Here is a 26,142-nt window from a genome sequence, read left to right as displayed (position 1 = left end):
ACCTCTGCACGCAATGCAAAGTGCCGCTCAGCCTGCCGATGCAGCAACTGGCCCCTGACCGCGGTCCACCCTGTAACCACCCCAGGAGGCCCCCACCATGCCCATTGAAATCGACGAAACCACCCGCCGCTGCACACTGACCGGCGAAGACCTGCGCATCGAGGGCGAAGGCCCGGATATCGAGATCATCACCGACGAGCAATTGCGCATGTCGGTGGCCATTCTGGCCGGCCAACGCGTGCCCATTACCGAAACCGAGGCCGATGCACTGACCGTGGCGGGTGCGGTGGATAGCCGCAGGCATCTGAAGGCCAGCGCGCCAGGCTCGGTGATATGAGGCCTGGCGGGGCTATGCGGCAAATCTGATATGGTTTTTATCGTAAAATCTGAACCTGTGCTGATAACAGCTTCAGCGCCATAGTGCTCATGCCTGATCGAGGCCTGATGAGCACCGAACCATGAACGATAGAATCCCTTTTGCAGAGATCGCCACCGCCCCAGCCAGCATCCAAGCACGACGCACCGACAGCGGTATCCATACCCGCAGCTTTACCGGGTTTTACCGTAACCTGCGCATCGGCTTTGCCGGCGCCCTGTTCGTGCTGTTCTTCGGCACGGCCTGGCTGAACTGGAACGGCCGCCAGGCCGTACTGTGGGACCTGGGAAACAGCAAGTTCCATATCTTCGGCGCCACCTTCTGGCCACAGGACTTCATCCTGCTGTCGGCGCTACTGATCATCTGTGCCTTTGGCCTGTTCGCCATCACCGTCTACGCCGGGCGTGTCTGGTGCGGTTACAGTTGCCCGCAAAGTACCTGGACCTGGCTGTTCATGTGGTGCGAAAAGGTTACCGAGGGCGACCGCAACCAGCGCATCAAGCTGGCCGCGGCGCCCTGGAGCCTGAACAAACTGGCCCGTCGCACGCTCAAACACAGCCTGTGGTTGGCCATTGGTGTGCTCACGGGGTTGACCTTCGTCGGCTACTTCACCCCGATCCGGCCACTGGCCGCGGAATTGCTCAGCTTGCAACTGGGCGGTGTGTCACTGTTCTGGGTGCTGTTCTTCACGGCCGCTACCTACATCAATGCCGGCCTGCTGCGTGAAGCGGTGTGCCTGCACATGTGCCCATATGCGCGCTTCCAGAGCGTGATGTTCGACAAGGACACCCTGGCGGTCGCTTACGACCCGCGCCGTGGCGAGGCCCGTGGTCCGCGTAAGAAAGGCAGTGATGTCGGTGCCCAGGGACTGGGCGACTGCATCGATTGCACGCTGTGCGTGCAGGTGTGTCCCACCGGCATCGACATTCGTGATGGTTTGCAGATGGCTTGCATCGGCTGTGCCGCGTGCATCGACGCCTGTGACGGGGTAATGGACAAGATGGGGTATGCCCGCGGCCTGATTGGCTACAAGTCCGAGCACAGCCTGCAAGGCGGTACCACTCACTGGCTGCGCCCGCGCCTGCTGGGCTACGCTGCCGCGCTGCTGGTCATGATCGGGGCACTGGTGATGGCCCTGCAACTGCGCCCGATGGTATCGCTGGATGTGATCAAGGACCGCGGCCTGTTCCGCGAAAACGCCCAAGGCCAGATCGAGAACATTTACCTGCTGAAGGTCATCAACAAGACCGAACGTACCCAGCACTATCAATTGCGCCTGCTGGACGCTGACGGTTTCACCCTGCAGGGCAATAGCGCACTGGTCATCCCTGCTGGCGAAATGAGCGAACTGCCGGTGTCGGTGGCGATGCTCGCCGAGCGCCCGACCAGCAGCTCGCAGACGCTGAGCTTTGAAATCAGCGAGCGTGACGACCCCGCTATCCGCAGCGTGGCGCACAGTCGCTTCGTCGCCCCGATGAACCGCTGATCCCTTACACTCACGCCACCTTGCCTGCCAGGCTTCGACAGAAGGCCAGAATGAAACGCTACGAACGCTTCGCCGATGACATTGCCGAACTGATCCGCTCCGGGGTGCTGGGCCCCGGCCAGCGCGTGCCGTCCGTGCGCTACGCCAGCCAGACCCACGGGGTCAGCCCGTCCACCGTGTTCCAGGCCTATTACCTGCTGGAACGGCGTGGGCTGATCCGGGCCCGGCCGCGCTCCGGGTATTTCGTCAACGCCCACGTTCCGCGCCAGTTCAGCGAGCCGCAGGCGCTGCAGCCGGTGAGCGAGTCTACCGATGTCGACGTTAGCGCCTTGGTATTTTCGATCCTCGACTCGATCAAGGACCCCAACACCATTGCCTTCGGCTCAGCCTTCCCCAGCCCTGAACTGTTCCCGCTGCAACGCCTGTCGCGCTCACTGGCCAGCGCCAGCCGCAGCATGGACCCACGCATGGTGGTGACCGATCTGTCCCCGGGCAACCCTCAGCTGCGCCGGCAGATAGCCCTGCGCTATATGGTCGGTGGGTTGATGCTGCCGATGGAAGAGCTGCTGATCACCAACGGCGCACTGGAGGCCCTGAACCTGTGCCTGCAGGCAGTGACCCAGCCGGGCGACCTGGTAGCCATCGAGGCCCCCGCCTTCTATGCCTGCCTGCAGGTGCTGGAGCGGCTCAAGCTCAAGGCCGTGGAAATCCCCGTGCACCCGCGCGAGGGCATGGACCTCGGGGTGCTGGCGCAGACCCTGGAGAAGCACCCGGTAAAAGCCGTATGGTGCATGACCAACTTCCAGAATCCTGTAGGTGCAAGCATGCCGGAGGCCAAGAAACAGGCGCTGGTGGAGTTGCTGGCGCGCCATCAGGTGCCATTGATCGAAGACGACGTGTACGCCGAGCTGTACTACTCGCAACAGGCGCCCAAACCCGCCAAGGCCTTCGATACCCAGGGCCTGGTCATGCACTGCGGCTCGTTCGCCAAAAGCCTGGCGCCGGGCTATCGCATTGGCTGGGTGGCCGCTGGGCGCTTTGCGCAGAAGATCGAGCGTTTGAAGCTGATGACCTCCCTTTGTGCCTCCATGCCGGCCCAGGCAGCCATCGCCGACTACCTGCAACACGGCGGCTACGACCGCCACCTGCGCAAGCTGCGCTACGCCCTGGAGGGCCAGCAGGCCAACATGCTGGCAGCCATCGCCCGCCACTTCCCGGCGCAGACACGGGTCAGCCAGCCCTCCGGCGGTTACTTCCTGTGGCTGGAACTGCCCGAGCAGATGGATGCCCTCAAGCTGTTCCATATGGCCCTGGCCCAAGGCATCAGCATCGCGCCAGGGCCAATCTTTTCGCCCACCCGACGCTTCGGCAATTGCATCCGCCTGAATTACGGCAGCCCTTGGCATGACGGCGCCGAACAGGCCATGGAAACCCTCGGGCGGATCATTCGCTCGTTCTGATAGCGAGGTGCCCGACACGCGCACCGAGCTGCTGGCCAAGCCCTTCGATCTGCAAGCACTTGCCCAAGTGCTTGAACGGTTGCTGGGGAGCACTGCCCAGTCGCACTGAGCGGCTATTCGCCTGCAGGTGAACACGTTAAAGTCTGGATTTTTCAGTTGCCGGACGCAGGCATGCCTTCTCGTGATCTGAACTCACTGCGCCAACAAGTCGAAGACCTCCAGCGACAGAACACGCTGCTGGAGCAACGGCTTGCAAGCCTCCAGGGGCACGGCCAGGACTTCTATCGCTCACTGTTCGACACCATGGACGAAGGCTTCTGCATCATCGAGTTCTTCGACGGCCCCCATGGCCCGCTGAGTGATTACGTGCACGTGCTGGCCAACGCCGCCTATGCCAAACACGCCGGCATCCCCAACGTGGTCGGGCAAAAACTGCGCGAGATGGTGCCCGATGAGGCGGATGACTGGGTGGTCCGCTATGGCGCTGTACTTCGCACCGGCGAACCACTGCACTTCGAGCAAGAGCTGGTTGCCACCGGCCGCGTGCTGTCGGTGACCACTTTTCGCATAGAACCTGCCGAGAAACGCCAGGTGGCGGTATTGTTCAAGGATGTCACCGAACGCCGGCGTGCAGAGCAGGCCCTTCAGCGCCTTAACGAAGAGCTCGAACAACGGGTGACTGCCGCACTGGCGGAGCGCCGCTTGTTTGCCGAGCTGGTCGATCACAGTGTGGTCAATGTGCATGTGGTCGACAGGGACCTGCGCTGGCTGGCTGTCAATCGCCAGGCCAAGCATGACTTCCACCTGCTGTACGGGAGGACACCCGAAATCGGCGACTACCTGCCCGGGTTGTTCGAGGATGGCACCGCCGACCAGACGCCAATTCTGCCGATGTGGCAGCGCGCCCTGGCTGGCGAGCAGTTCATCGAGATCGGCACCTTTGGCAAGCCCCCCGTGCTGCGCCATTATGAGCTGCGCTTCAACGCCTTGCGCGATTCAGAAGGCGAGGTACAGGGCGCGTTTCTGTTCGCCTATGACATCAGTGAGCGAGTGCAGGAGCAGGAACGCTTGGCCAAGGCCGAAGCGGCGCTGCGCCAGGCACAGAAGATGGAGGCCGTAGGCCAGCTCAGTGGCGGCATTGCCCACGACTTCAACAATTTGCTGGGTGGCATCCTTGGCGCCCAGGAGCTGATGCGGCAACGCCTGGACCAGTCACGCTTCGACGCCCTGGCGCCCTTGCTGGAGCTGTCCAACAGCGCGGCGCAGCGGGCCTCGTCGCTGGTGCATCGGCTGCTGGCGTTCTCCCGCCAGCAGACCCTGCAACCCTGCTCCACGCAAGTGGCCACCTTGGTGGCCGACATGGAAGACCTTCTGCGCCGCACCATCGGCCCGGCGATTACCCTGAGCAGCCGCTTCGCCAGCCAGCTGTGGCCGACCTTCATCGACCCTCCACAACTGGAAAGCGCCCTGCTCAACCTATGCATCAACGCGCGTGATGCCATGCCTGCCGGTGGTGTGATCGAGATCATTGGCGACAACCTGCCGCTTGACGACGAGCAGGCCCTGGCACTGGAACTGCCGGCCAGGGAGTACGTGCGCCTGAGCATCGTCGACAACGGTAGCGGCATGTCGGCTGACGTCGTCGAGCGCGCAGTCGAGCCGTTCTTCACCACCAAGCCGATGGGCCAGGGCACCGGCCTGGGGCTGTCCATGACTTATGGCTTCGTGCGTCAGTCGGGCGGGCAATTACGGGTGCTTTCGGTGCCTGGCGAGGGGACCCGTATCGAACTGCTGTTACCCCGCCACCACGCGCCAGCCCAGACGCCAATCAGCAAACCGCAGCGCGTGCCTTCGCGAAGAAGCGGCGAGACTGCAAAACGCATTCTGTTGGTTGAAGACCAGACCGCCTTGCGCCTGGTGATCGGCGAAGTGCTGGAAGAGCTGGGCTATCGGGTGGACGCCTTCGAGAACGGTCCGACTGCTCTCGCCCACCTGCAAAGTGGCGAACGGCCAGACTTGCTGCTGAGCGATGTCGGCCTGCCTGGCGGCCTGAATGGCCGCCAGGTAGCCGAACGCTGCCGTGAGCGCTACCCGGACCTCAAGGTGCTGTTGATCACCGGCTACGATGAGAGCGCGGCGCTCAGCGACGGCCAACCGCTGCAAGGTACGCTGGTGTTGACCAAACCGTTCGAACTGGAAGCACTGGCGGAGCGGGTTCGCGAGTTGCTGGAGACTTGACGGGCGCGTTCAGCGCCCGCCGCCCAGGTCGATGAAGCTGCCGGTGGCATAGGAGGCTTTGTCCGAAAGCAACCAGAGGATGGCCTCGGCCACTTCCTCGGGATGCCCCCCTCGGCCCATGGGCAAGCCAGATTCAAGCTTGCTGACGCGGTCCGGATCACCAGAAAGCGCATGGAAACCGGTATGGATATAGCCCGGTCGTACGCCATTGACGCGCACGCCCTCGCCTGCCACTTCTTTGGCCAGGCCGATGGTGAAGGTGTCGAGCGCGCCCTTGGAGGCGGCATAGTCGACATATTCATTGGGCGAACCCAGGCGTGCGGCTACCGATGATACGTTGACGATGGATCCGCCTTGCCCGCCATGCTGGCGCGCCATGCGCCGCAGGGCGTGCTTGGCGCAGAGCATGGGGCCGACGACGTTGGTCTTCATGACGTTCAGCAGCCGGAACTCGGACATGTCCTCGACCCTGCTCTGCTGGCCGATGGTGCCGGCGTTGTTGACCAGTGCGGTGACCGGGCCGAGCTCATCGTCGACGCGCAGGAACAGTTGGATGATTTCATCCTCGACGCTGACGTCGGCGCGCACCGCGATGGCCTCGGCGCCCAGGGCGTGGACCTGGCTGAGGATGGTTTCGGCGGCCTGGTCATCGGCGTGATAGTTGATGCAGATGCGGTAGCCCTGGCGGGCGGCCAGCAGCGCAGTGGCGGCGCCGATGCCGCGGCTGCCGCCGGTGATGACGATGACGTTCTCCATGGGTTTGCCAATGGTTTTGGGAAGGGAGCATCGACAATAGGCGAAATGGCGCTGCGTTGAAATGACAAAGATCAGCACAGCCAACCCTCTGCTGTTGATGTGGCTGTTGATCTGGCTTTTGATCTGGCTGTTGATCTGGCTTTTGATCTGGCTGTTGATCTGGCTGTTGATGTGGCTTTTGATCTGGCTTTTGATCTTGATCTTGATCTTCGCGACTTCAGGAGGCCGAACGCAGGCCTTGCGGAGGCAGGTGACGGGCATGGATGCCCGTCAAGCGCTGAGGCCCCAGGATGGGGCCTTCGGCGCGGTCCTGCCGGGAGCAAGGCCGGAGTGAGGGGACCCCGGAGCGCAGCGCAGGGGCCGGATGATGGGAGCGCAGCGTTTTTTGGTTACTTTTTGTCGCGTTTGACAAAAAGTGACTCGCCGTAAGGGCGAAAAGGTGAGTCAGTGTCGCCATCGCGAATGGACTGTTCGCTGAGTCAAAACAGACGAGTTCGCTTCTTGCTTCTTGCTTCTTGCTTCTTGCTTCTTGCTTCTTGCTTCTTGCTTCTTGCTTCTTGCTTCTTGCTTCTTGCTTCTTGCTTCTTGCTTCTTGCTTCTTGGATGTGGGCATCCACATCGAGTAGGTATTCATTCACGCAGGTGGCGCATAGTCACCTTTCCGCCCTTACGGCGGGTCACTTTTTGTCAAACGCGACAAAAAGTAACCAAAAAACGCTGGCTCCTATCATCCGGCCCCTGCGCTACGCTCCGGGGTTCCCTCGCTCCGGGCTTGCTCCCGGGAGGACCGCGCTGCAGGCCCCATCCTGGGGCCCAGCGCTTGACGGGCATCCATGCCCGTCACCTCCCTTCGCAAGCCCTGCGCTCGGCCTCCTGAAGTCGCAATCCGCGGCGCCTGGGCTATCGCGCGCTTAGAAGCAAAATCAAAAGCCGAAGCGAGACCGAGAGCATCGGGATCTTGCCTTGTTTAGCTCAATGCCCCGCCGATGCCGGCCCCGCCTTGGCGGTAAAGGGCGGCTTGGCGAACCACACCAGCAGAATCAACCCGGCAAATACCCAGCTCATCAAGGTGAAGTAATCCACCGTCGACATCATGTAAGCCTGCCCATTGAGTATCTGCTCCAACTGCGCATAACTCTGCGGGCTGACGCCGCCCAACTGCTCAAGGGTATGCCGCGTCGCCGGATCGAACTGGCTGATGTGCTCGCTCAGGTAGGCATGGTGCTGGTCCGCCCGACGAATCCAGATCCAGGTAGTCAACGAAGCCGCAAAACTCCCGCCCAAGGTCCGCAGGAAAGTCGCCAGCCCCGAACCGTCGGCAATCTGGTGCGGCGGCAGGTCTGACAGCAGGATGCTCAAGGTCGGCATGAAGAACAACGCCACGCCAATCCCCATGAACAACTGCACCAAGGCCACGTGCTGGAAGTCCACCTCGCTGGTGAAACCGGCACGCATGTAGCAACTGGTGCCGATCGCCAGGAACGCCAACCCAGCCAGCACCCGCAGGTCGAACCGGTGCGCATATTTGCCCACGAACGGCGACATGATCACCGGCAGCAAGCCGATCGGCGCCACCGCCAGGCCTGCCCAGGTCGCGGTATAGCCCATCTGCGTCTGCAACCACTGCGGCAGGATCAGGTTGATACCGAAGAACCCGGCATACCCCCCAACCAGCACGATAGTGCCAATGCGGAAGTTGCGGTGCACGAACAGCCGAAGGTTGACCACCGGGTGCCGGTCGGTCAGCTCCCAGATCACGAACACCGCCAGAAACACCACCGAAATCAGGCTGCCGACAATGATGAACGACGACTCGAACCAGTCCAGATCGTTACCCTTGTCCAGCACTACCTGCAAGGCACCGACGCCGATAATAAGGGTCAACAGGCCAATGTAATCCATCGGTTGGCGGCTGGTGACCACCGGGCGCGTGCGCATCTGCTGGCGCACCACGGCAGCAGCGAACAGGCCGATGGGCACGTTGATGAAGAAGATCCACGGCCAGCTGTAGCTATCGGTGATCCAGCCCCCAAGAATCGGCCCGGCAATCGGCGCCACCACCGTGACCATCGCCAGCAGCGCCAGTGCCATCCCCCGTTTTGCAGGGGGATAGACAGCAATCAGCAGGGTCTGGGTCATCGGATAAAGCGGCCCGGCGACCACGCCCTGCAAGACGCGAAACCCGACCAGCTCGGGCATCGACTGGGCGATACCGCACAGGAACGACGCCAGCACGAACAGCAGCGTGGCCCAGATGAACAGCTTCACTTCACCAAAGCGCCGGCTCAGCCAGCCGGTCAGCGGCAAGGCGATAGCGTTGCTCACCGCGAACGAGGTGATGACCCAGGTGCCTTGCTCATAGCTTACCCCCAGGTTGCCGGAGATGGTCGGCAGGGCCACGTTGGCGATGGTGGTGTCCAGCACCTGCATGAACGTCGCGAGCGACAGCCCGATGGTGGTCAGCAGCAGACTCGGCGGCGTGAACTGGGCAGCGGCGTTGTTGCTCATCGCTGCGCCGTCTTGCCGGTTGCGCTGTTTTCGTGAATCAGCCGAGCGATCAGGTTGTCGGCTTCGACCAGCTGGTGGTCATACACCTGGGTGGTGTAGCTGGCCTTCTGCGGTGGCTGCTGGGCCAAGGCCGGACCGCTCTGGTCATGCAGGTCGACTTCGACCACGGTGGACAGGCCGATACGGAGGGGGTGGTCCTTGAGCTGGTCGGGGCTGAGGTGGATGCGCACGGGTACTCGCTGAACAATCTTGATCCAGTTACCGGTGGCGTTCTGCGCCGGCAGCAAGGCAAAGGCGCTGCCGGTGCCCGCGCCAAGGCTGTCGACCGTGCCGCTGTACTTGACCTCGCTGCCATACAAATCAGCGGTGATTTCCACCGGCTGGCCGATGCGCATCTCACGCAGCTGGGTTTCCTTGAAGTTGGCATCGATCCACACCTGATCCAGCGGGATGACCGCCATGGTCGCGGTGCCCGGCTGCAGGCGCTGGCCCAACTGGACGGTACGCTTGGCGACGTAGCCGGTGACCGGCGCGACCAACGTGGTGCGGGCATGGTCGAGGTAGGCCTGGCGCAGGTCGGCAGCAGCAGCCATGACGTCGGGGTGCGAGGACACCACGGTGTCGTCGACCAGCGCACTGCTGGTGCTGAGCTGTTGGCGCGCGCTGTTGACGGCGGCCTGGGCAACGGTCAGGTCGTCGCGGGCATGGGACAGTTCTTCTGCGGCAATCGCACCGCTGTCAGCCAGCACCTTGCGCCGGTTGAAGTCTTGCTGCGCCTTGCGCAGTTCGGCCTGGCGCGTTTCCAGTTGAGCCTTTAGCGAGTCGACGTTGCTGTACAGCCCGCGCACCTGCCGCACGGTGCGTGCCAGCTTGGCTTCGGCGGACTGCAAGGCGACTTCGCTGTCGGCCGGGTCGAATTGCAGCAATACCTGGCCGGCGTGGACCAGGTCGCCGTCATCGGCCCCGATGCTGGTAACGGTGCCAGCGACTAGCGGGGTGATCTCCACCACGTTGCCGTTGACATAGGCATCGTCGGTGCTTTCGTGCCAACGCCCGACAATGCTGTACCAGGCCCAGGTGCCTGCCCCGGCAAGGATCAGCAGCAACAGCAGGCCAAGCAGCCAGACCTTGCGCTTGCGTGACGGCTCAGGCGCGACGGAGGGAGTCGGGGTATCTGTAGGTGTGGCCATGACAATACCTTGGATAATTCGTTACAGGGTTCAACGGTCGCCGAAGCGGCGGATCGTCAGAGGGTCGCCAGCACCGAGCAGCACCTTGGCCAGCAGGCCTTCCAGGGTCTTGAGCTCCTCTGGTGCCAGCACGCCGCACAACTCGTTCATGGCGGCGGCGCCGATTTCCGGCAGGCGGTTGGCCAGGCGCTGGCCGTCGGCAGTGAGTGCCAGGCGCACTTGGCGACGGTCGTCGGCGCAGCGGTTGCGCACGATCAGCTCCTTCTGCTCGAGGCGGTCGAGCATGCGAGTCATCGAACCGCTGTCCAGGCCCAGGTACCGGCACAGCTCGGCCGGGGTATCCACCTGGTACTGGGTGACGATGATCAGCACTTTGAACTGCGCGGCAGTGACGCCCTCTGACTCCAGGTGCCAGTCAAGAATGCGGTCTTTGAGGATCGCTGCGCGGCCAAGCAACATGCCGATGGCGCAGGTCTGGAAGTTTTCGGGGGAGAAATGGGCCATCTTTGACTGCTCAGTTAAGTGTGTAGAAATATTACTGCCTAGGCAGTGAATGTCAAAGCCTTCATTAGCAAGCTATGAAATATTTCATGTCTTCTGCCAGTCTCACCGCTCCCAGCAGGCGCGCATTGCGGCCCATTGCTACACACAAGGCCGCGCCTGCAAGGGTGTGCGTAAAGGCGGTTAACGTGCTCGCAGGCCCAACGCCTCCACCGCCCCGCAAGCAATCGCCATTCCCACCAGCTCTGCGAGGCTGCCCGCTTGCAACCGCTTCATCACCCGGCCTCGGTACAGGTCCACGGTCTTGACGCTGATGCCCAACTGCTCGGCAATCTCGCGGTTGTTCAACCCTTGGGCCAAGGGTACGAAGACGTCTCGCTCACGCGGCGTCAGGCCATCGATTCGCGCCTGCACCAAGGCCAGCGCCTGATCGCCCTGTCGCGCCAGCCCGGCGTGCTCCAGCGCAGCCTGAACGCTGTCGAGCAGCAACTGGTCGTTGTAGGGTTTTTCGATGAAGTCGCAGGCGCCGGCCTTGAACGCCCGCACCACGATCGGGACATCGGCATGACCGCTGACGAAGATCACCGGCACCATCAGGCCACGCTCACGCATCGCCTGCTGCACAGCCAACCCGCCCAAACCCGGCATGCGCACATCCAGCAAGACGCAAGCGGGCCCATCATCGATGCAGGCGTCGAGAAACGCCTGCCCGCTGGCGAACGGCAAGGCTTGCAGGCCCACCGACTGCAGCAGCCAGACCGTAGAGTCGCGCATCCCCTGGTCGTCATCGACCACATACACTTTTGCTTGCAACACCGCCTCCCCTTATTCCCTGCTGACCGCCAGCCGGCAGCACAGTACCAGACCGCCGTTGTCACCCGCCCGCGCCCACAGGCTGCCACCAAAGCCTTCGATCAGGCTTCGACTCATGCTCAAGCCCAAGCCCAGGCCGTCGGCCTTGCTGGTGGTAAACGGCGTAAAGATTTCATCCAGCCGCTCCGGCGCCACGCCCGGGCCCTGGTCGGCTACCTCGACCAGTACCCCATCGCCATCGCGCGCCGCGCAGAGCAGGATACGTGACGGCCGCTCCCCCTGCTGCTCGCGATTGGCATCGATGGCATTGCGCAGCAGGTTGAGCAGCACCTGCTCCAGCAGCACCCGGTCGGCATACACCAAGGGCAGTTGAGCGCTCATGCGAAGTTCCACCTGCACCTGGTCCCGCGCGGCTTCCCAGGCACACAGGCGCATGGCTTCGCCAGCCAGCTCGGCCACATCCAGCGCCTCCAGGCGGCGCGGCCCCTTGCGCAGGAAGGCACGCAGGCGGCGGATCACTTCGGCGGCATGGGTGGCCTGCTCGCTGATACGCTGCAGACCCTGGCCTACTCGCTCGCGAGCCTGGGGGTCACGGTCCAGGCCCTGCAGATAACGCTGACTGGCGTTGGCATAGTTGACCACGGCGGCCAGTGGCTGGTTGATCTCGTGGGCGATACCCGAGGCCAGCTCGCCCAGGGTAGCGAGGCGGGCACTGTGCGCCAGGCTTTCCTGCGCTTCGATGCGCAAGGTGATGTCGCGGGACACGCTGACCACCTCCACCACCGCGCCGGTGTAAGTCTCACGGATCGCCCGGCTGGCGATTTCGAACCAACGGTAGCCACCTGTCGCCTGGCGCACCCGGCAAGTCATCGTGTGGTAGCCGTCCTGGTCCAGCGCGGCAGCGGCCTGACGCAGCACCTGACGCCGCTCGCGCGGATGCAGCAGGGTATGTACAGGCATGCCACGCAGCTGCTCGGGCCACAGGCCGAGCAGGCGGTAGGCTGCCGGTGAGGCATCGAGAAAGCGGCCATCGGGGCTGTGCCGGGAAATCAGGTCGGTGGTGTTTTCGATGATCAGCCGATACAGGCGCCGGGCACGGCTGGCTTCGCGTGCGCCATGGCGCTCTTCACTGGCATCGCGGCAGCGGCCCAGCACCTGCTGGCCCTGGTTGTCCGGCATGAACGTCCACAACACGATGCGTTCGCCGACCTGCACCTCGACATCGCTGATCGCCCGATGCTGGCGCAAACAGGCACGTACCAGTGCAGCGCAATTGGCCGGCAGCCAGCGAGCCAGCTCAGGCCCTTCGGCGACCCAGGCCTGCAGTGCCGGGTTGAGTGCCAGCGGGCTTGCATCACTGGCCAGCAACAGACTGGGTTGTGGGTCGTTGGTGAGCAAGGGGTAAGCAGTGTCATCCACAGTAGGCGGCCTGTTTTTTATAGTAGTTTTACTATATTGCTATAGTCGATATTCCTAATACCATAGCGACTCGCGTAAAACTGCGACAGAGGGGCGGCCCACCGTCCGCCCCCACTGCACCCTGAACAGAGCTAACAATCAGCCATCGGGGGTCAGGTGCACAGGCTGCGTCTGCCTCCCTTACAGGATTACCGCATGTCGATCTATGCCCAGGGCCTGATGCCCGCTGCCGTCAACCATGTCGCCCTCACCCCGCTGAGCTTCATCGAACGCACCGCTGCCGTTTACGGCAACTACCCGGCCGTCATCCACGGCGCCATCCGCCGCAACTGGCAAGAAACCTACCAACGCTGTCGGCGCCTGGCCAGCGCCCTGGCCGGCCGTGGCATTGGCCGCGGCGACACCGTGGCAGTGATGCTGCCCAACACCCCGACCATGCTCGAGGCGCACTTCGGCGTACCCATGACTGGTGCCGTGCTCAATACCCTGAACGTGCGCCTGGATGCCGAGGCCATCGCCTTCATGCTGCAGCATGGCGAGGCCAAGGTGCTGATCACCGACCGCGAGTTCCATGCAGTCATCGAAGGCGCTCTGGCACTGCTTGAACACCCGCCGCTGGTGGTTGATGTAGATGACCCGGAGTACGGCGAAGGCCGCGCGGTCAGCGAGCTGGACTATGAGGCACTGCTCAACGAAGGCGACCCGGAATTTGCCTGGGAATGGCCCGATGACGAGTGGCAGGCCATTTCGCTGAACTACACCTCTGGCACCACCGGCAACCCCAAGGGCGTGGTCTACCACCACCGTGGCGCCTACCTGAACGCACTGGGCAATCAGATGACCTGGGCCATGGGCCACCGCCCGGTGTACCTGTGGACGTTGCCGATGTTCCACTGCAACGGCTGGTGCTACCCCTGGACCATCACCGCCCTGGCCGGCACCCATGTGTTCCTGCGCCGGGTCGACCCGCAGAAAATCCTGACCCTGATCCGCGAGCACAAAGTCAGCCACCTGTGCGGTGCACCGATCGTGCTCAACGCGCTGGTCAACATGCCCGAGGCGGCCAAGGCAGCCATCGAGCACCCGGTGCAGGCCATGGTCGCCGGCGCCGCACCACCGGCCAAGGTCATCGGCGCCGTGGAGCAAATGGGCATCAAGGTCACCCACACCTATGGCCTGACCGAGGTCTACGGCCCGGTGACCGTGTGTGCCTGGCATGACGAATGGGATGCGCTTTCGCTGGAAGAGCGTGCCCGGATCAAGTCTCGCCAAGGCGTGCGCTACCCGACCCTCGACGGCCTGATGGTGGCCGACCCGCAAACCCTTCAGCCGGTGCCCCGCGACGGCGATACCCTGGGCGAGATCTTCATGCGCGGCAACACGGTGATGAAGGGCTACCTGAAAAACCCTGAAGCCACCGCCGAAGCCTTCCGTGGCGGCTGGTTCCACACCGGCGACCTGGCCGTGTGGCATGCCGACGGCTATATCGAGATCAAGGACCGGCTCAAGGACATCATCATTTCCGGTGGCGAGAACATCTCCACCATCGAGGTCGAGGACGCCCTGTACAAGCACCCGGCAGTGCTGGAAGCCGCCGTGGTGGCACGCCCGGATGAAAAATGGGGGGAAACCCCGTGCGCCTTCGTCGCCCTGAAGCCGGGCCGGGAGGACACCCGTGAAGCCGACATCACCAGTTGGTGCCGCGAACACCTGGCCGGGTTCAAGGTGCCGAAGACCGTGGTGTTCGGCGAGCTGCCCAAGACCTCGACCGGCAAGATCCAGAAATACGTGCTGCGCGACCGGGCCAAGGCGCTCTGATGCCGTAGTCGTTCCCCCTTCAGGCGCGCAGCACTAGGCTGCGCCTGAAGGTTCAGCGCACGCCCAACCATCCCCCACTATTGCAAGAGCTGCCGATGACCACCTATTCCGCCCCCCTGCGCGACATGCGCTTTGTCCTACATGACGTGTTCAACGCTTCGAGCCTGTGGGCCCGCCTGCCCGCCCTGGCCGAACGCATCGATGCCGATACTGCTGACGCCATTCTCGAGGAAGCATCCAAAGTCACCGGCCAGCTGATTGCCCCGCTCAGCCGCAACGGTGACGAGCAAGGTGTGTGCTTCGACGCAGGCCAGGTCACCACCCCTGATGGCTTCCGCGAGGCCTGGAACACCTACCGCGAAGGTGGCTGGGTCGGCTTGGGCGGCAACCCGGAACACGGCGGCATGGGCATGCCAAAGATGCTCGGCGTGCTGTTCGAAGAGATGCTCTACGCCGCTGACTGCAGCTTCAGCCTGTATTCGGCATTGAGCGCCGGCAGTTGCCTGGCGATCGATGCCCACGCCAGTGAAACGCTCAAGGCCACCTACCTGCCACCACTGTACGAAGGCCGCTGGGCCGGCACCATGTGCCTGACCGAACCCCATGCCGGCACTGACCTGGGGCTGATCCGCACCCGCGCCGAGCCCCAGGCCGATGGCAGCGTGCGCATCAGTGGCAGCAAGATCTTCATTACCGGCGGCGAGCAGGACCTGACCGAGAACATCGTCCACCTGGTGCTGGCCAAACTGCCGGACGCGCCCGCCGGTGCCAAAGGCATATCGCTGTTCCTGGTACCGAAATTCCTGGTCGAGGCCGATGGCCGTCTGGGCGCGCGCAACGCTGTCCATTGTGGCTCGATCGAACACAAGATGGGCATCAAGGCCTCGGCGACCTGTGTCATGAACTTTGATGGTGCCATCGGTTACCTGGTGGGCGAGCCGAACAAGGGCCTGGCAGCGATGTTCACCATGATGAACTACGAGCGCCTGTCCATCGGCATACAGGGCATCGGTTGTGCCGAAGCCTCCTACCAGAGCGCCGCCCGCTACGCCAACGAGCGCCTGCAGAGCCGCGCAGCGACTGGCCCGCGGGCACACGACAAGGCGGCCGACCCGATCATCCACCATGGCGATGTCCGGCGCATGCTGCTGACCATGCGCACCCTCACCGAAGCGGGTCGGGCGTTCGCCGTGTACGTTGGCCAGCAACTGGACGTGGCACGCTATGCCGAGGACGCCGGCGAGCGCGAGCATGCCCAGCGCCTGGTGGCACTGCTGACGCCGGTGGCCAAGGCATTCTTCACTGATAACGGCCTGGAAAGCTGCGTGCTTGGGCAGCAGGTGTATGGCGGTCATGGCTACATCCGCGAATGGGGCCAGGAACAACGCGTGCGAGACGTGCGCATTGCTCAGATCTATGAAGGCACCAACGGCATCCAGGCCCTTGATCTGCTGGGGCGCAAGGTGCTGGCCGACGGTGGTCAGGCGTTGGCCAGCTTTGCCCGCGAAGTGCGAGCCTTCAGTGTGGATGCGCCCTTGCACCGCGAGGCCCTGCAGGCGAGCCTGACGCGGCTGGAGGCCACCAGCAGCTGGCTGCGGGAGCAGGCTGGCGAGGATGCCAATCTGGTCAGCGCGGTGGCGGTTGAGTACTTGCAGCTGTTCGGGCTGACCGCATATGCGTACATGTGGGCGCGGATGGCGGCGGTGGCGCTGGCCAAACGTGATGAGGATGATGCGTTTCATGGCGCGAAGCTTGCGTGTGCGGCGTTCTACTTCCAGCGGGTCTTGCCGCGGGGGTTGGGGCTGGAGGCGAGTATACGGGCCGGCAGTGGCAGCCTTTATGGACTAGAGGCCGCACAGTTCTGACCGGTGTGTCGCTGACGCGCTTGTTGCAAGGGGTGCCGTGTGCTGCGAAGAGTCCGGTACAGGATTGCGAAGGGCCTCTTCGCAGCATCAGGCTACCCCTGCAGAAACGATTGCAGACAACGCCATGCGCCCGCGAAGGGTTCTCAAACGCTGAAAAACCATGGCTAATCCGACGAAAAACCGGCACAACTGATAGTCATTCGCCATTACATTGGTTCTCGGGAGCCCTCCCGCAAGGGTAGAATGCGCAAAACCCGGAGCCGCAATGAACCACGACCGCCTCAATCCCAACCCAGACGATGCCATCACCGACGCCGCAGCGCATTGGTGCATGCGCCTGCACGCCGAAGATTGCACGCAGGCCGAGCGTGACGTATTCGCTGACTGGTTGGCGGCCGACCCGCGGCATGCCGAAGAGTACCAGGCGATGCTGGAAATCTGGCAAACCGCCGACCTGCTGCCGCGCAGCGCCACCGTCATCGACTTCAACCCACCCGCCAGACACGCCGCCCGCCCTCGCAACTGGCGGCCGCTGGCATCTGCTGCGGCCATCGCCCTGGCAGTGCTGCCGCTGGCCGGGTGGATGGGGTGGGAACAGGGCTGGTTGCCCAACCACTACCAGCACGTTGAAACCGGTGACGGCATGCAGACCGTGGAGCTCAGCGACGGCAGCACGGTACAGCTCAACCTGCACACCGAGCTCACCTTCCTCAACTACAAGGACCAGCGCCGGGTCACACTCAAGCGCGGCGAAGCGTTCTTCAAGGTGCGCCACGACAGCAGCCACCCGTTCATCGTGCGTGCCGGCAGTGGCCAGACCCGGGTCACCGGCACCCAGTTCAACGTGTGGAAGTACCAAGACCAGGTGAAGGTCACCCTGGTGGAAGGTTCAGTGCTGGTGTCCAGTGAGGGCAGTGCCGGTGGCTACCGCCTTGGCCCTGGCATGCAGGCCAGCTACCACAAGGGCGACTTCGAGCCGCAGCTGGAGCAAAGCGACGACTATGGCAACAGCCTGGCATGGCGCAGCGGCAAGCTGGTGCTCGACAACCTGAGCCTGGAACAGGCGCTGCCGGTGATCAACCGCTACCTCGACGCCCCGCTGCTACTGGCCGATGCCAGCACCGGCCGCATCCGCATCAGCGGCATCTACAACACCCGTGAAGTGGGGCGTCTGGTCAACAACCTGCCCAAAGTCCTACCGGTCTACCTGACCCGCAGCAAGGACGGCAGCACCGTGCTCAATCGCATCTCGCCGCCGCCCGACAAGGGCTGACGCCCTCCCCGCCTTACAAGGTCATCGCTGCCAACCAGCCGAACGCCATCAACGGCAAGTTGTAATGGATGAAGGTCGGCACCACGGTGTCCCAGATGTGGTGATGCTGGCCATCCACGTTCAGGCCCGAGGTCGGACCCAGGGTCGAGTCAGAGGCCGGCGACCCGGCATCGCCCAACGCACCGGCGGTACCGATGATGCACACCGTGGCCAACGGGTCGAAGCCCAGTTGCACGCACAGCGGCACGAAGATCGCGGCCAGGATCGGCACGGTGGAGAACGACGAGCCGATCCCCATCGTCACCAGAAGACCTACCAGCAGCATCAGCAAGGCACCGATGCCCTTGCTGTGGTTGATCCACTGCGCCGAGGTTTCCACCAGGCTCATCACCTCACCGGTGGCCTTCATGACCTCGGCAAAGCCGGACGCGGTAATCATGATGAAGCCGATCATGGCCATCATCTTCATGCCTTCGGTAAACAGGTCGTCGGTATCTTTCCACTTGACGATGCCCGACAGCGAGAAGATCAGGAAACCGACCATGGCGCCGATGATCATCGAGTCCAGCAACAGCTGGACGATGAAGGCTGAAGCGATCGCCAGCCCGGCCACCAGCAAGGTCAGCGGGTTGTACTGCACGCCCACCTGTTCCACCTGCTGGATGCGCGCCAGGTCGTATTCACGCTTCTTGCGATAGCTGATGAATACGGCCACCAGAAGGCCGACGAGCATACCGGCTGCCGGGATAGCCATGGCGTGGGTGACGTTGACGCCGCTCACATCGACACCAGCGCGGGCAACGTTGGCCAGCAGGATCTCGTTGAGGAAGATATTGCCGAAGCCCGCCGGCAGGAACATGTACGGGGTGATCAGGCCAAAGGTGATCACACAGGCGATCAGCCGGCGGTCGATGCGCAGGCGCGTGAGCACGTACAACAGAGGCGGCACCAGCAGCGGGATGAAGGCAATGTGGATGGGCAGGATGTTCTGGGACGACACGGCCACCACCAGCATCAGGCCGATCATCAGCCATTTGAGCTTGCCGCCACTGGCGTCGCCCCGTCGATCGATCATGGCCAGGGCGCGGTCGGCCAGCGCATGGGCCAGGCCAGACTTGGCAATCGCCACGGCAAAGGCACCCAGCAGTGCATAGGACAAAGCCACCGTGGCACCACCACCGAGACCACCGTTGAAGGCCTTGAGCGTGCCTTCGATGCCCAGGCCGCCCACCAGCCCACCGACCAGGGCGCCGATGATCAGGGCGATGACCACGTGCACGCGGGACAGGCTGAGTATCAGCATGATGCCGACCGCGGCGATCACTGCATTCATGGTTGGCTTACCTCATTACGACAGAAAAAAGCGCGAACTCTGAAGCAGTAGGCGGCAGATGTCAAAAGCGCCTTGATACGGCGCGTTAACTGACGGTCGAATTTAAATTGAATGTTTGAATAAAGAAAAAACGGCTTGAGCCGATACCGTGAGAGGCAGCGAGGTGCCTGGCTGGAGCGCTTTGGCACCTCCCGGCCCCACCGCAGATGAAGCCATAACCCTTACTGCCAAAAAAGGGATCCGCCCCCATGCCTTTGCGACAACTCTCCATCCAGTGGAAGATCACCCTGCTCGCCGGTCTCTGTCTGGCCGCTATCGTCACCTTGCTCGTCGGCCTGTCGCTGTACCGCATGGATCACAGTTCGGACCTGGTCAAGGCCAGCAGCATGCAGATGCTGACCGAGGCGGCGCAGTCGCGTATCGAGTCACAAGGTGAAGTGCAAGCACTGAACATCCGCCGCCAGTTCATGGATGCCTACCAGTACGGCGCCGGCTTCGCCCGCCAGGTGCTGTTCCTGCGCGAGCAGGCCGAAAAGCGCTTTCTCGATGCCTTCGACCTGCGCGAGGACATGACCCGCCAGGTGCGCGCCGCACTGCAAGCCAACCCCGACCTGCTTGGCCTGTCACTGGTGTTCGAGCCCAATGCCCTGGACGACAAGGACAGCCTGTTTGCCGGCAAGGCAGAACTGGGCAGCAACGAAACCGGGCGCTTTGCCCTGTACTGGTCGCAGCCACGCGCAGGCCAGTTGACCTCGATGGCCCTGCCCGAACATGACATGGCCAACACCGAGATCGGCCCCAGCGGCCAGCCGGCCAACACCTGGTGGGTGTGCCCTCGCACATCCGGCAAGGTGTGTGTGGTGGAGCCCTACTTCTACGACATCGACGGCCAGCAGGTACTGATGACCAGCATCGTGTTCCCGCTGACGGTCAACGGCAAGATCATTGCCACCCTGTCCATCGACATCAACCTCAACAGCCTGCAGGCGCTGAGCCAGGAGGCCAGCCGCAGCCTCTACGAAGGCCGCACCACGGTCGGCATTCTCACCCCGGTCGGCCTGCTGGCAGGCTACAGCGCCGATGCCAGCAAGCTGGCCCAGCGCTTCGACCAGGTAGACCCGGCCAAAGGCGCCGAGCTGGTGCGCAAGCTGGCCGATGGCAAACTGAGCATCCTCCACGACCGCCAGCGCTTGAAGGTGCTGGCGGCATTCCGGCCAATCCCGGACGCCCAGCCCTGGGGCGTGTTGCTGGATGTGCCGGAAAACGCCCTGACCGGGCCGGCCGAAACCCTGAAGCAGGAACTTGACGCCCTCAACACCAGTGGCACCCTGCTGGAACTGAGCCTGGGCCTGGCGGCAGCCATTGCCGGCCTGCTGCTGGTCTGGCTGATGGCTCGCGGCGTTACCCGGCCGATCCTTGGCGTGGCCGCCATGCTCAAGGACATTGCCAGCGGCGAAGGCGACCTGACCCGTCGCCTGACCTACCAGAAGCAGGACGAACTGGGCGAACTGGCCGGCTGGTTCAACCGCTTCCTCGACAAGCTGCAGCCAACCATCGCCGAGGTCAAAAGCTCGGTGCAGGCCGCCCGAGGCACGGCCGACCAATCCTCGGCGATTGCCACTGAAACCAGCGCCGGCATGGAACAGCAGTACCGCCAGGTCGACCAGGTGGCCACCGCCTCGCATGAAATGAGCGCCACCGCCCAGGACGTTGCCCGCAGCGCCGCCCAGGCTGCACAGGCTGCACGCGATGCCGACCAGGCCACCCGCGAGGGCTTGGCGGTAATCGACCGCACCACCAGCAGCATCGGTGCCTTGGCCGCCAACATGAGCGACACCATGGCCGAAATAGAAGGCCTGGCGCAGAACAGCGAGAAGATCGGCTCGGTACTGGAAGTGATCCGCTCGATCGCCGAGCAGACCAACCTGCTGGCACTCAACGCTGCCATCGAAGCTGCCCGCGCCGGTGAGGCCGGCCGTGGCTTTGCCGTGGTCGCCGATGAGGTGCGCAACCTGGCCCAGCGCACTCAGGAGTCGGTGGAAGAAACCCGTCAGGTCATCGAAGCACTGCAGAACGGCACCCGCGAAGTGGTCGGCGCCATGGACCACAGCCACCGCCAGGCCCAAGGTGGCGTGGAGCAGGTCGGCCAAGCCGTCACGGCATTGCAGCGCATAGGCCAGGCAGTGACGGTGATCACCGACATGAACCTGCAGATTGCCTCTGCCGCCGAGGAGCAAAGCGCGGTAGCCGAGGAAATCAACAGCAACGTGGCGACCATTCGTGACGTCACTGAATCCCTGTCAGGCCAGGCCAACGAGTCGGCGCGGGTCAGCCAGTCGCTGAACAGCCTGGCCAACCAGCAGCAAGCGCTGATGGACCAGTTCCGCGTCTGAAGCGAACGGGGCCACGCCAGTGGCCCTGAAACCGACAAAACCTCGTCGTCTACACTTGCCCCCACCGCCAAGGGGTGCGAACGACGAGGTTTACATGAAGCGAATTCCAGCGCTGCTGGCCGGGCTGCTGTTGACGGTGGGCCTGGCCAGCACGGACAGCGCCGCATCGGCAGAACAGCCTGCACCTATCCATTTTGGTGCCATCGGCTGGGAAAGCGGCGCCCTCACTACCGAGATCTTGCGGCTGATCGTGGAGCGCGGCTACGGCTACCGTACCGACACCCTGCCTGGCAGCACGGTCAGCATGGAAGTGGCCCTGGCGCGCAATGACCTGCAAGTGATCGCCGAGGAATGGGCCGGGCGCAGCCCTGCCTGGGTCAAGGCCGAACAGGCCGGCCAGGTGTTCGCACTGGGCGATACGGTCAAGCATGCAGAGGAAGGTTGGTGGGTACCAGCCTATGTGATCGAGGGTGATGCCGCTCGTAATCTGAAACCCGTGGCGCCTGAGCTGCACAGTGTCGAGGACCTCAAGCGTTACCCGCAGGTATTTTCCGACCCCGAATCACCCGGTAAAGGGCGTTTTCTCAACAGCCCGAGCGGCTGGACGTCTGAAACCGTCAACAGCCAGAAGCTCAAGGCCTATGGCCTGGATGGCCTCTACAGCAACTTCCGCAGTGGCTCCGGCGCCGCGATGGACGCCGAGATCGGTTCGGCAATCCGCCGTGGCAAACCCGTGCTGTTCTACTACTGGAACCCGACCCCGCTGATGGGGCGCTACAAGCTCATCCGGCTGGAAGAGCCACCGTTCGATGCCCAGGCCTGGGCCACCCTCACCGACCCCGCCAATCCCAACCCGAAGGGCAGCCGCTCGCTGCCGGCAAAGTTGTCGATTGGCGTGTCCAAAGCCTTCCGCGAAAACTACCCAGACCTGGTCAGCGTGTTCGAACAGGTCAACCTGCCCATCGATCGCCTGAACAAGGCCCTGGCTGTCATGAGCGAAAAACGCACGCCCCCGCGCAAAGCCGCCCTCACCTTCCTGCGCGATAACCGCGAGGTGTGGAAAGCCTGGCTGCCGGCGGACATCGCCGCCAAGGTCGAGGCCAGCCTGTGAGCAGCGGTTTCCCGCAAACCCTGCAGTTTTCCTTTGCCGACAGCGTCAACCGCCTGGTCGACTGGTTGGTATTGAACTACGGCGACCACCTGCGCGGTTTTTCTGACCAGTTGCTGCAACTGCTGGTCGGCCTGGAGAACCTGCTGCGTCTGTTGCCTTGGTGGCTGCTGTTGCTGCTGGTGGGGCTGCTGGCCTGGCACGCCAGCCGCAGCCTGCTGCGCAGCGCCGTGCTGGTCGCGCTGCTGGCCCTGATCGGTATGCTCGGGCTGTGGGACAAACTGCTGCAGACCCTGGCCCTGGTGCTGGTCAGTACCGGCCTGTGCGTACTGGTGGGGGTACCGCTGGGCATCCTGCTGGCCGCCCGGCCACTGGCCAGGCGGCTCCTGTTGCCAGTACTCGATGTGATGCAGACGCTACCTGCGTTCGTTTACCTGATCCCGGTGCTGATGCTGTTTGGCCTGGGCAAGGTGCCTGCCGTGTTCGCCACGCTGATCTACGCCCTGCCGCCGCTGGTGCGGTTGACCGAACTGGGCTTGAGCCAGATCGACCCCTCGTTGTTACAGGCGGCACACGGCCTTGGCGCCAGCCGTTGGCAGCGGTTGCGGCGCATCGCCCTGCCCCTGGCGCTACCAAGCATCATGGCCGGGCTCAACCAGTCGGTCATGATGGCCCTGTCGATGGTGGTGGTGGCGTCGATGATCGGCGCCCGTGGGTTGGGTGAGGATGTGTTGGCGGGGATCCAGACCTTGAATGTTGGCCAAGGGATGGAGGCCGGGCTGGCAATTGTCGCCCTGGCCATGGTGATCGACCGGATCAGCCAGGCCTATGGGCGCAGCAGTCGCTGAACCGTATCGCCAAGGCCTGGGAGCAGCCTTGTGCTGCGAGAGGGCCGGGCCTGACAATACGCCTCTGTCAGCTGAGAACCGGACCTCAACCGCATGTCCCTGAAAGCCCTGCGCACCTTGGTGACCATCGCCCGCCACGGCACCTTTGCCCGCGCCGCCGACCTGCTCAGTCTCACCCCCTCGGCGGTCAGCCTGCACATCAAAACCCTCGAAGACGAACTGAAGGTGGCCTTGTTCGACCGTAGCCGCAGGCAGGTGGTGCTGACCGAAGCCGGCCAGTTGGCGGTGGCCCGCGCCGAGAGCCTTCTGGCTGCCTATGACGAACTGGCCGATGCCCTGGCCAGCGGCCCAAGCCTGCGCGGCCGCTTGCGCCTGGGGGCGATCCACACGGTGCTGGCGCGGCGTTTGCCTAAAGCGCTGGTGTGGATCAAGGCCCACCACCCGCAGCTACACATCAGCGTGGCCTCAGGCATGTCGGCGGAGCTGGCGCGGCGCGTGGAAGACGGTGAGCTCGATGCCGCAATCACTACCGAACCGGTCAGCCCTTACCCGCAAAACCTGGACTTCACACCGCTGTTCGAGGACCGTTTCTGGGCCATTGCCAGCCCTGAGCTGGCCGGGTATAGCGTGCCGCAGTTGCTGGCCAGCCAGCCATTCCTGCGCTTCGACAAGCGTGCCTGGGCCGGCCGGCAGATCGAGCAGGAGCTACGCCGCCAGCATGTACAGGTGAGCGAACTGATGGAGCTGGACAGCCAGGAAGCCCTGGCGCGCATGGCGGTGATGGGCCTGGGCGTGGCGATCATCCCCATGGCGGACGACGACCTGCAACGCTTGCCACCCGCCACCTGCCTGCCGTTTGGCGAGCCGCAGCTGACCCGGCGGGTGGTGTTGCTGGAGCATGAAAAAAGCCAGCGGCGGCATTTGAGTGCGGTGTTGAAGACCGCCCTGGAAGCCTGAAGCCGGGCTGCTCCAGGGCGAGACGAGCACCCACCAACATGCACTTTTCCTCAACGGTCACTGAAGAAAACAACGTTTTTCCAGATTGATCCGCACCCGTAGTCTATGCCCGTACCCGACCACGGAATGCTGACCATGCTGCACTTGCTGCTGACCACCCTGCTACCCATCATCCTGCTGATTGCCCTGGGTACCTTCCTGCGACTTCGCGGTTTTCTTGCCGAGAACTTCTGGCCTGGCGCCGAGCGCCTGAGCTATTACGTCCTGCTGCCGTCGCTGTTCCTCCATGGCCTGGCCACTGCCAACCTCGATGGCATACCGGTGCTGGGCATGGCCGGCGCCCTGATGCTCTCAACCTTGGCAGGTGCCGTGTTGCTGGTGCTGTATCAGGGCACGGCGAACCATGATGGAGCCGACTTCACTTCAGTGTTTCAGGGCGGTATCCGCTTCAACAACTACATCGGCGCCACCCTGGCTGCGGGCATCTATGGCAGCGCCGGGATTGCCCTGGCAGCGGTGGCCAACGCGGCCATCGTGCCCTTGGTCAACCTGCTCTGCGTGCTGGTGTTTGCCCGCTTCAGCGCCCGTCACAGTTCCCCTGCCACAGTGCTTCGGGCGATCTTCGCCAACCCGCTGATCATCGGCTGCGCTGGGGGGCTGATGCTACGGGTCTCGGGGCTGGGCTTGCCAACCGGTATCGACGCCACGGTCAAGGCCTTGGGCCACGCCGCCTTGCCTCTGGGCCTGCTGTGTGTCGGTGCAGCACTGGGCGGCGCCAGCCTCGGCCAGCAGGTGCGCCCGCTGATGGCGGCATCGGCGTTCAAGTTCCTGGTCATGCCAATGACCACCTGGGGCCTTTGCCGGCTGCTCGGCCTGAGTGGCCAGGCAGCGGTGGTGGCGGTGCTGTTCCAGGCGCTGCCAACCGCTTCATCGTCTTATGTCATGGCCCGGCAAATGGGCGGCAATGCGCCACTGATGGCCACCATCATCGCTCTGCAGACCGTGGCTGCCGCCGCCACCTTGCCTTTGGTGTTAATGCTTACGCTTGGCTAGACTGAAATTCTGCCCACCGCCTGGTAGTTCACCCATGCGCCTTTACTGCATGCTGATCGGCTTGACCTCGGCCCTGCTCACAGGCCCCCTGTTTGCCGCTGACCCGGCCAAAGCCGCCGTTGCCGAGGACAAGGCCGAAGTGCTTGAAGAAAAAGTCGTTGAAGATGCGCCTCCCCCCAAAAAAGCGGAGAAACTGACCCCCGGCGAAGCTCAGGCAGTGGACCCGGCTGGCAAGGCGCCGCTGGATGACAGCATCACCTGCCTGGCTCGTACCCTCTACTGGGAAGCCAAAGGCGCCGACGCCAAAGACATGACCGCAGTGGCCAGCGTGGTGCTCAACCGCCTGGGCCACGATGGCTTTCCCGATACCATCTGCGGGGTTGTCAAACAGGGTGTGGAGACCAAGGCCTGCCAGTTCTCATGGTGGTGTGACGGGCGCCCGGACCAGGTCGAGGAGCCGCAACGCTACGATGTTGCCAAAGAGATCGCACGCAAGGCACTGAACCAGCAGTTGAAAGACCCCACCGGCGGTGCGTTGTACTTTCACGATCGCACTGTGCGCCCCGACTGGGCGAAGGCATATCGAAAGACCGCGCAGACGACCCACTTCCTGTTCTACAAGCCAGACCAGGCGTTGGCCCATTGACGCGTAAACGGCTGACAACGCTGGCCTGATACGAATGATTGGCAACTGACCGCACTTTTCCATCGACCAGGGGTCTACCCCCTCTTTTGCCGCCAGTAACG

General features: G+C 63.4%; 21 protein-coding genes. 13 read left to right on the top strand and 8 right to left on the bottom strand.

From position 1 onward, the window contains the following. Positions 1-97: 97 nt before the first annotated feature. The 4 genes from J3A98_RS09050 to J3A98_RS09035 all read left to right on the top strand — a co-directional run bounded on the left by J3A98_RS09050 (position 98) and on the right by J3A98_RS09035 (position 5,560). The gene (locus tag J3A98_RS09050; RefSeq protein ID WP_209965472.1) at positions 98-337 is read left to right on the top strand and encodes a DUF3203 family protein; all 240 of its coding nucleotides are present in this window, start codon (positions 98-100) and stop codon (positions 335-337) included. Between the two features lie 121 nt (positions 338-458). Then, positions 459-1,862 carry a cytochrome c oxidase accessory protein CcoG gene (gene ccoG, locus J3A98_RS09045; protein ID WP_209965470.1) on the top strand — a complete coding sequence of 468 codons (1,404 nt, stop codon included), beginning with the start codon at positions 459-461 and terminating at the stop codon, positions 1,860-1,862. 50 nt (positions 1,863-1,912) lie between these two features. Then, entirely contained in the window at positions 1,913-3,322 is a 1,410-nt protein-coding gene (gene mapR, locus J3A98_RS09040) for a GntR family transcriptional regulator MpaR (protein WP_003247831.1), read from the top strand. A 171-nt stretch (positions 3,323-3,493) separates the two neighbouring features. After that, entirely contained in the window at positions 3,494-5,560 is a 2,067-nt protein-coding gene (locus J3A98_RS09035) for a PAS domain-containing protein (protein WP_209965468.1), read from the top strand. A 9-nt stretch (positions 5,561-5,569) separates the two neighbouring features. Here the strand turns inward: J3A98_RS09035 and J3A98_RS09030 are convergent, their stop codons facing one another. The 7 genes from J3A98_RS09030 to J3A98_RS09000 all read right to left on the bottom strand — a co-directional run bounded on the left by J3A98_RS09030 (position 5,570) and on the right by J3A98_RS09000 (position 12,747). Continuing rightward, positions 5,570-6,316 carry an SDR family oxidoreductase gene (locus J3A98_RS09030; protein WP_209969790.1) on the bottom strand — a complete coding sequence of 249 codons (747 nt, stop codon included), beginning with the start codon at positions 6,314-6,316 and terminating at the stop codon, positions 5,570-5,572. A gap of 479 nt (positions 6,317-6,795) precedes the next feature. Beyond that, complete coding sequence (locus tag J3A98_RS09025; RefSeq protein ID WP_209965466.1) at positions 6,796-6,954, bottom strand: hypothetical protein; 159 nt, start codon at positions 6,952-6,954, stop codon at positions 6,796-6,798. 334 nt (positions 6,955-7,288) lie between these two features. Further along, entirely contained in the window at positions 7,289-8,824 is a 1,536-nt protein-coding gene (locus tag J3A98_RS09020; protein ID WP_209965464.1) for a DHA2 family efflux MFS transporter permease subunit, read from the bottom strand. Next, the gene (locus J3A98_RS09015) at positions 8,821-10,014 is read right to left on the bottom strand and encodes an HlyD family efflux transporter periplasmic adaptor subunit (protein ID WP_209965462.1); all 1,194 of its coding nucleotides are present in this window, start codon (positions 10,012-10,014) and stop codon (positions 8,821-8,823) included. Before J3A98_RS09015 ends, J3A98_RS09020 begins: the two co-directional genes overlap by 4 nt. A gap of 30 nt (positions 10,015-10,044) precedes the next feature. Next, on the bottom strand, positions 10,045-10,518 hold the full coding sequence (locus J3A98_RS09010; protein ID WP_003247811.1) for a MarR family transcriptional regulator: 474 nt from the start codon (positions 10,516-10,518) through the stop codon (positions 10,045-10,047). 180 nt (positions 10,519-10,698) lie between these two features. Continuing rightward, on the bottom strand, positions 10,699-11,331 hold the full coding sequence (locus J3A98_RS09005; RefSeq protein WP_176683318.1) for a response regulator: 633 nt from the start codon (positions 11,329-11,331) through the stop codon (positions 10,699-10,701). A 9-nt stretch (positions 11,332-11,340) separates the two neighbouring features. Then, positions 11,341-12,747 (bottom strand): ATP-binding protein, encoded by a 1,407-nt coding sequence (locus J3A98_RS09000; RefSeq protein ID WP_209965460.1) that lies wholly within the window; start codon positions 12,745-12,747, stop codon positions 11,341-11,343. Between the two features lie 195 nt (positions 12,748-12,942). Between J3A98_RS09000 and J3A98_RS08995 the strand changes: the two genes are divergently transcribed. From J3A98_RS08995 to J3A98_RS08985, 3 genes are all read left to right on the top strand, one after another. Then, complete coding sequence (locus tag J3A98_RS08995; protein ID WP_019437073.1) at positions 12,943-14,565, top strand: acyl-CoA synthetase; 1,623 nt, start codon at positions 12,943-12,945, stop codon at positions 14,563-14,565. A gap of 95 nt (positions 14,566-14,660) precedes the next feature. Beyond that, complete coding sequence (locus J3A98_RS08990) at positions 14,661-16,430, top strand: acyl-CoA dehydrogenase C-terminal domain-containing protein (protein ID WP_209965457.1); 1,770 nt, start codon at positions 14,661-14,663, stop codon at positions 16,428-16,430. A gap of 265 nt (positions 16,431-16,695) precedes the next feature. Then, complete coding sequence (locus tag J3A98_RS08985) at positions 16,696-17,703, top strand: FecR family protein (RefSeq protein WP_209965455.1); 1,008 nt, start codon at positions 16,696-16,698, stop codon at positions 17,701-17,703. 13 nt (positions 17,704-17,716) lie between these two features. On the opposite strand, the gene J3A98_RS08980 is transcribed toward J3A98_RS08985, so the two are convergent. After that, a complete protein-coding gene (locus J3A98_RS08980) occupies positions 17,717-19,036 on the bottom strand; it encodes a Na+/H+ antiporter NhaC family protein (RefSeq protein WP_209965453.1) in 1,320 nt (439 codons plus the stop codon). 248 nt (positions 19,037-19,284) lie between these two features. On the opposite strand from J3A98_RS08980, the gene J3A98_RS08975 reads away from it, so the two are divergent. The 6 genes from J3A98_RS08975 (at position 19,285) to J3A98_RS08950 (ending at position 26,041) form a co-directional block, all read left to right on the top strand. Next, entirely contained in the window at positions 19,285-21,429 is a 2,145-nt protein-coding gene (locus J3A98_RS08975; protein ID WP_209965450.1) for a methyl-accepting chemotaxis protein, read from the top strand. Positions 21,430-21,523: 94 nt separating this feature from the next. Then, positions 21,524-22,540, top strand: coding sequence for an ABC transporter substrate-binding protein (locus tag J3A98_RS08970; RefSeq protein WP_209965448.1), 1,017 nt, complete (start codon positions 21,524-21,526; stop codon positions 22,538-22,540). Then, entirely contained in the window at positions 22,537-23,385 is an 849-nt protein-coding gene (locus J3A98_RS08965) for an ABC transporter permease subunit (RefSeq protein WP_209965446.1), read from the top strand. The genes J3A98_RS08970 and J3A98_RS08965 overlap by 4 nt, the downstream gene beginning before the upstream one ends. Before the next feature lie 93 nt (positions 23,386-23,478). Then, positions 23,479-24,342 carry a LysR family transcriptional regulator gene (locus J3A98_RS08960; protein ID WP_209965443.1) on the top strand — a complete coding sequence of 288 codons (864 nt, stop codon included), beginning with the start codon at positions 23,479-23,481 and terminating at the stop codon, positions 24,340-24,342. Between the two features lie 135 nt (positions 24,343-24,477). Then, complete coding sequence (locus J3A98_RS08955) at positions 24,478-25,395, top strand: AEC family transporter (RefSeq protein WP_209965441.1); 918 nt, start codon at positions 24,478-24,480, stop codon at positions 25,393-25,395. Between the two features lie 34 nt (positions 25,396-25,429). Further along, entirely contained in the window at positions 25,430-26,041 is a 612-nt protein-coding gene (locus J3A98_RS08950) for a cell wall hydrolase (RefSeq protein WP_209965438.1), read from the top strand. Positions 26,042-26,142: the final 101 nt, after the last annotated feature.

This window comes from Pseudomonas sp. BP6 (assembly GCF_017875935.1).
Classification (GTDB): Bacteria; Pseudomonadota; Gammaproteobacteria; order Pseudomonadales; family Pseudomonadaceae; genus Aquipseudomonas; species Aquipseudomonas putida_Y.
This window is presented reverse-complemented; position numbering and strand designations above follow the sequence as displayed.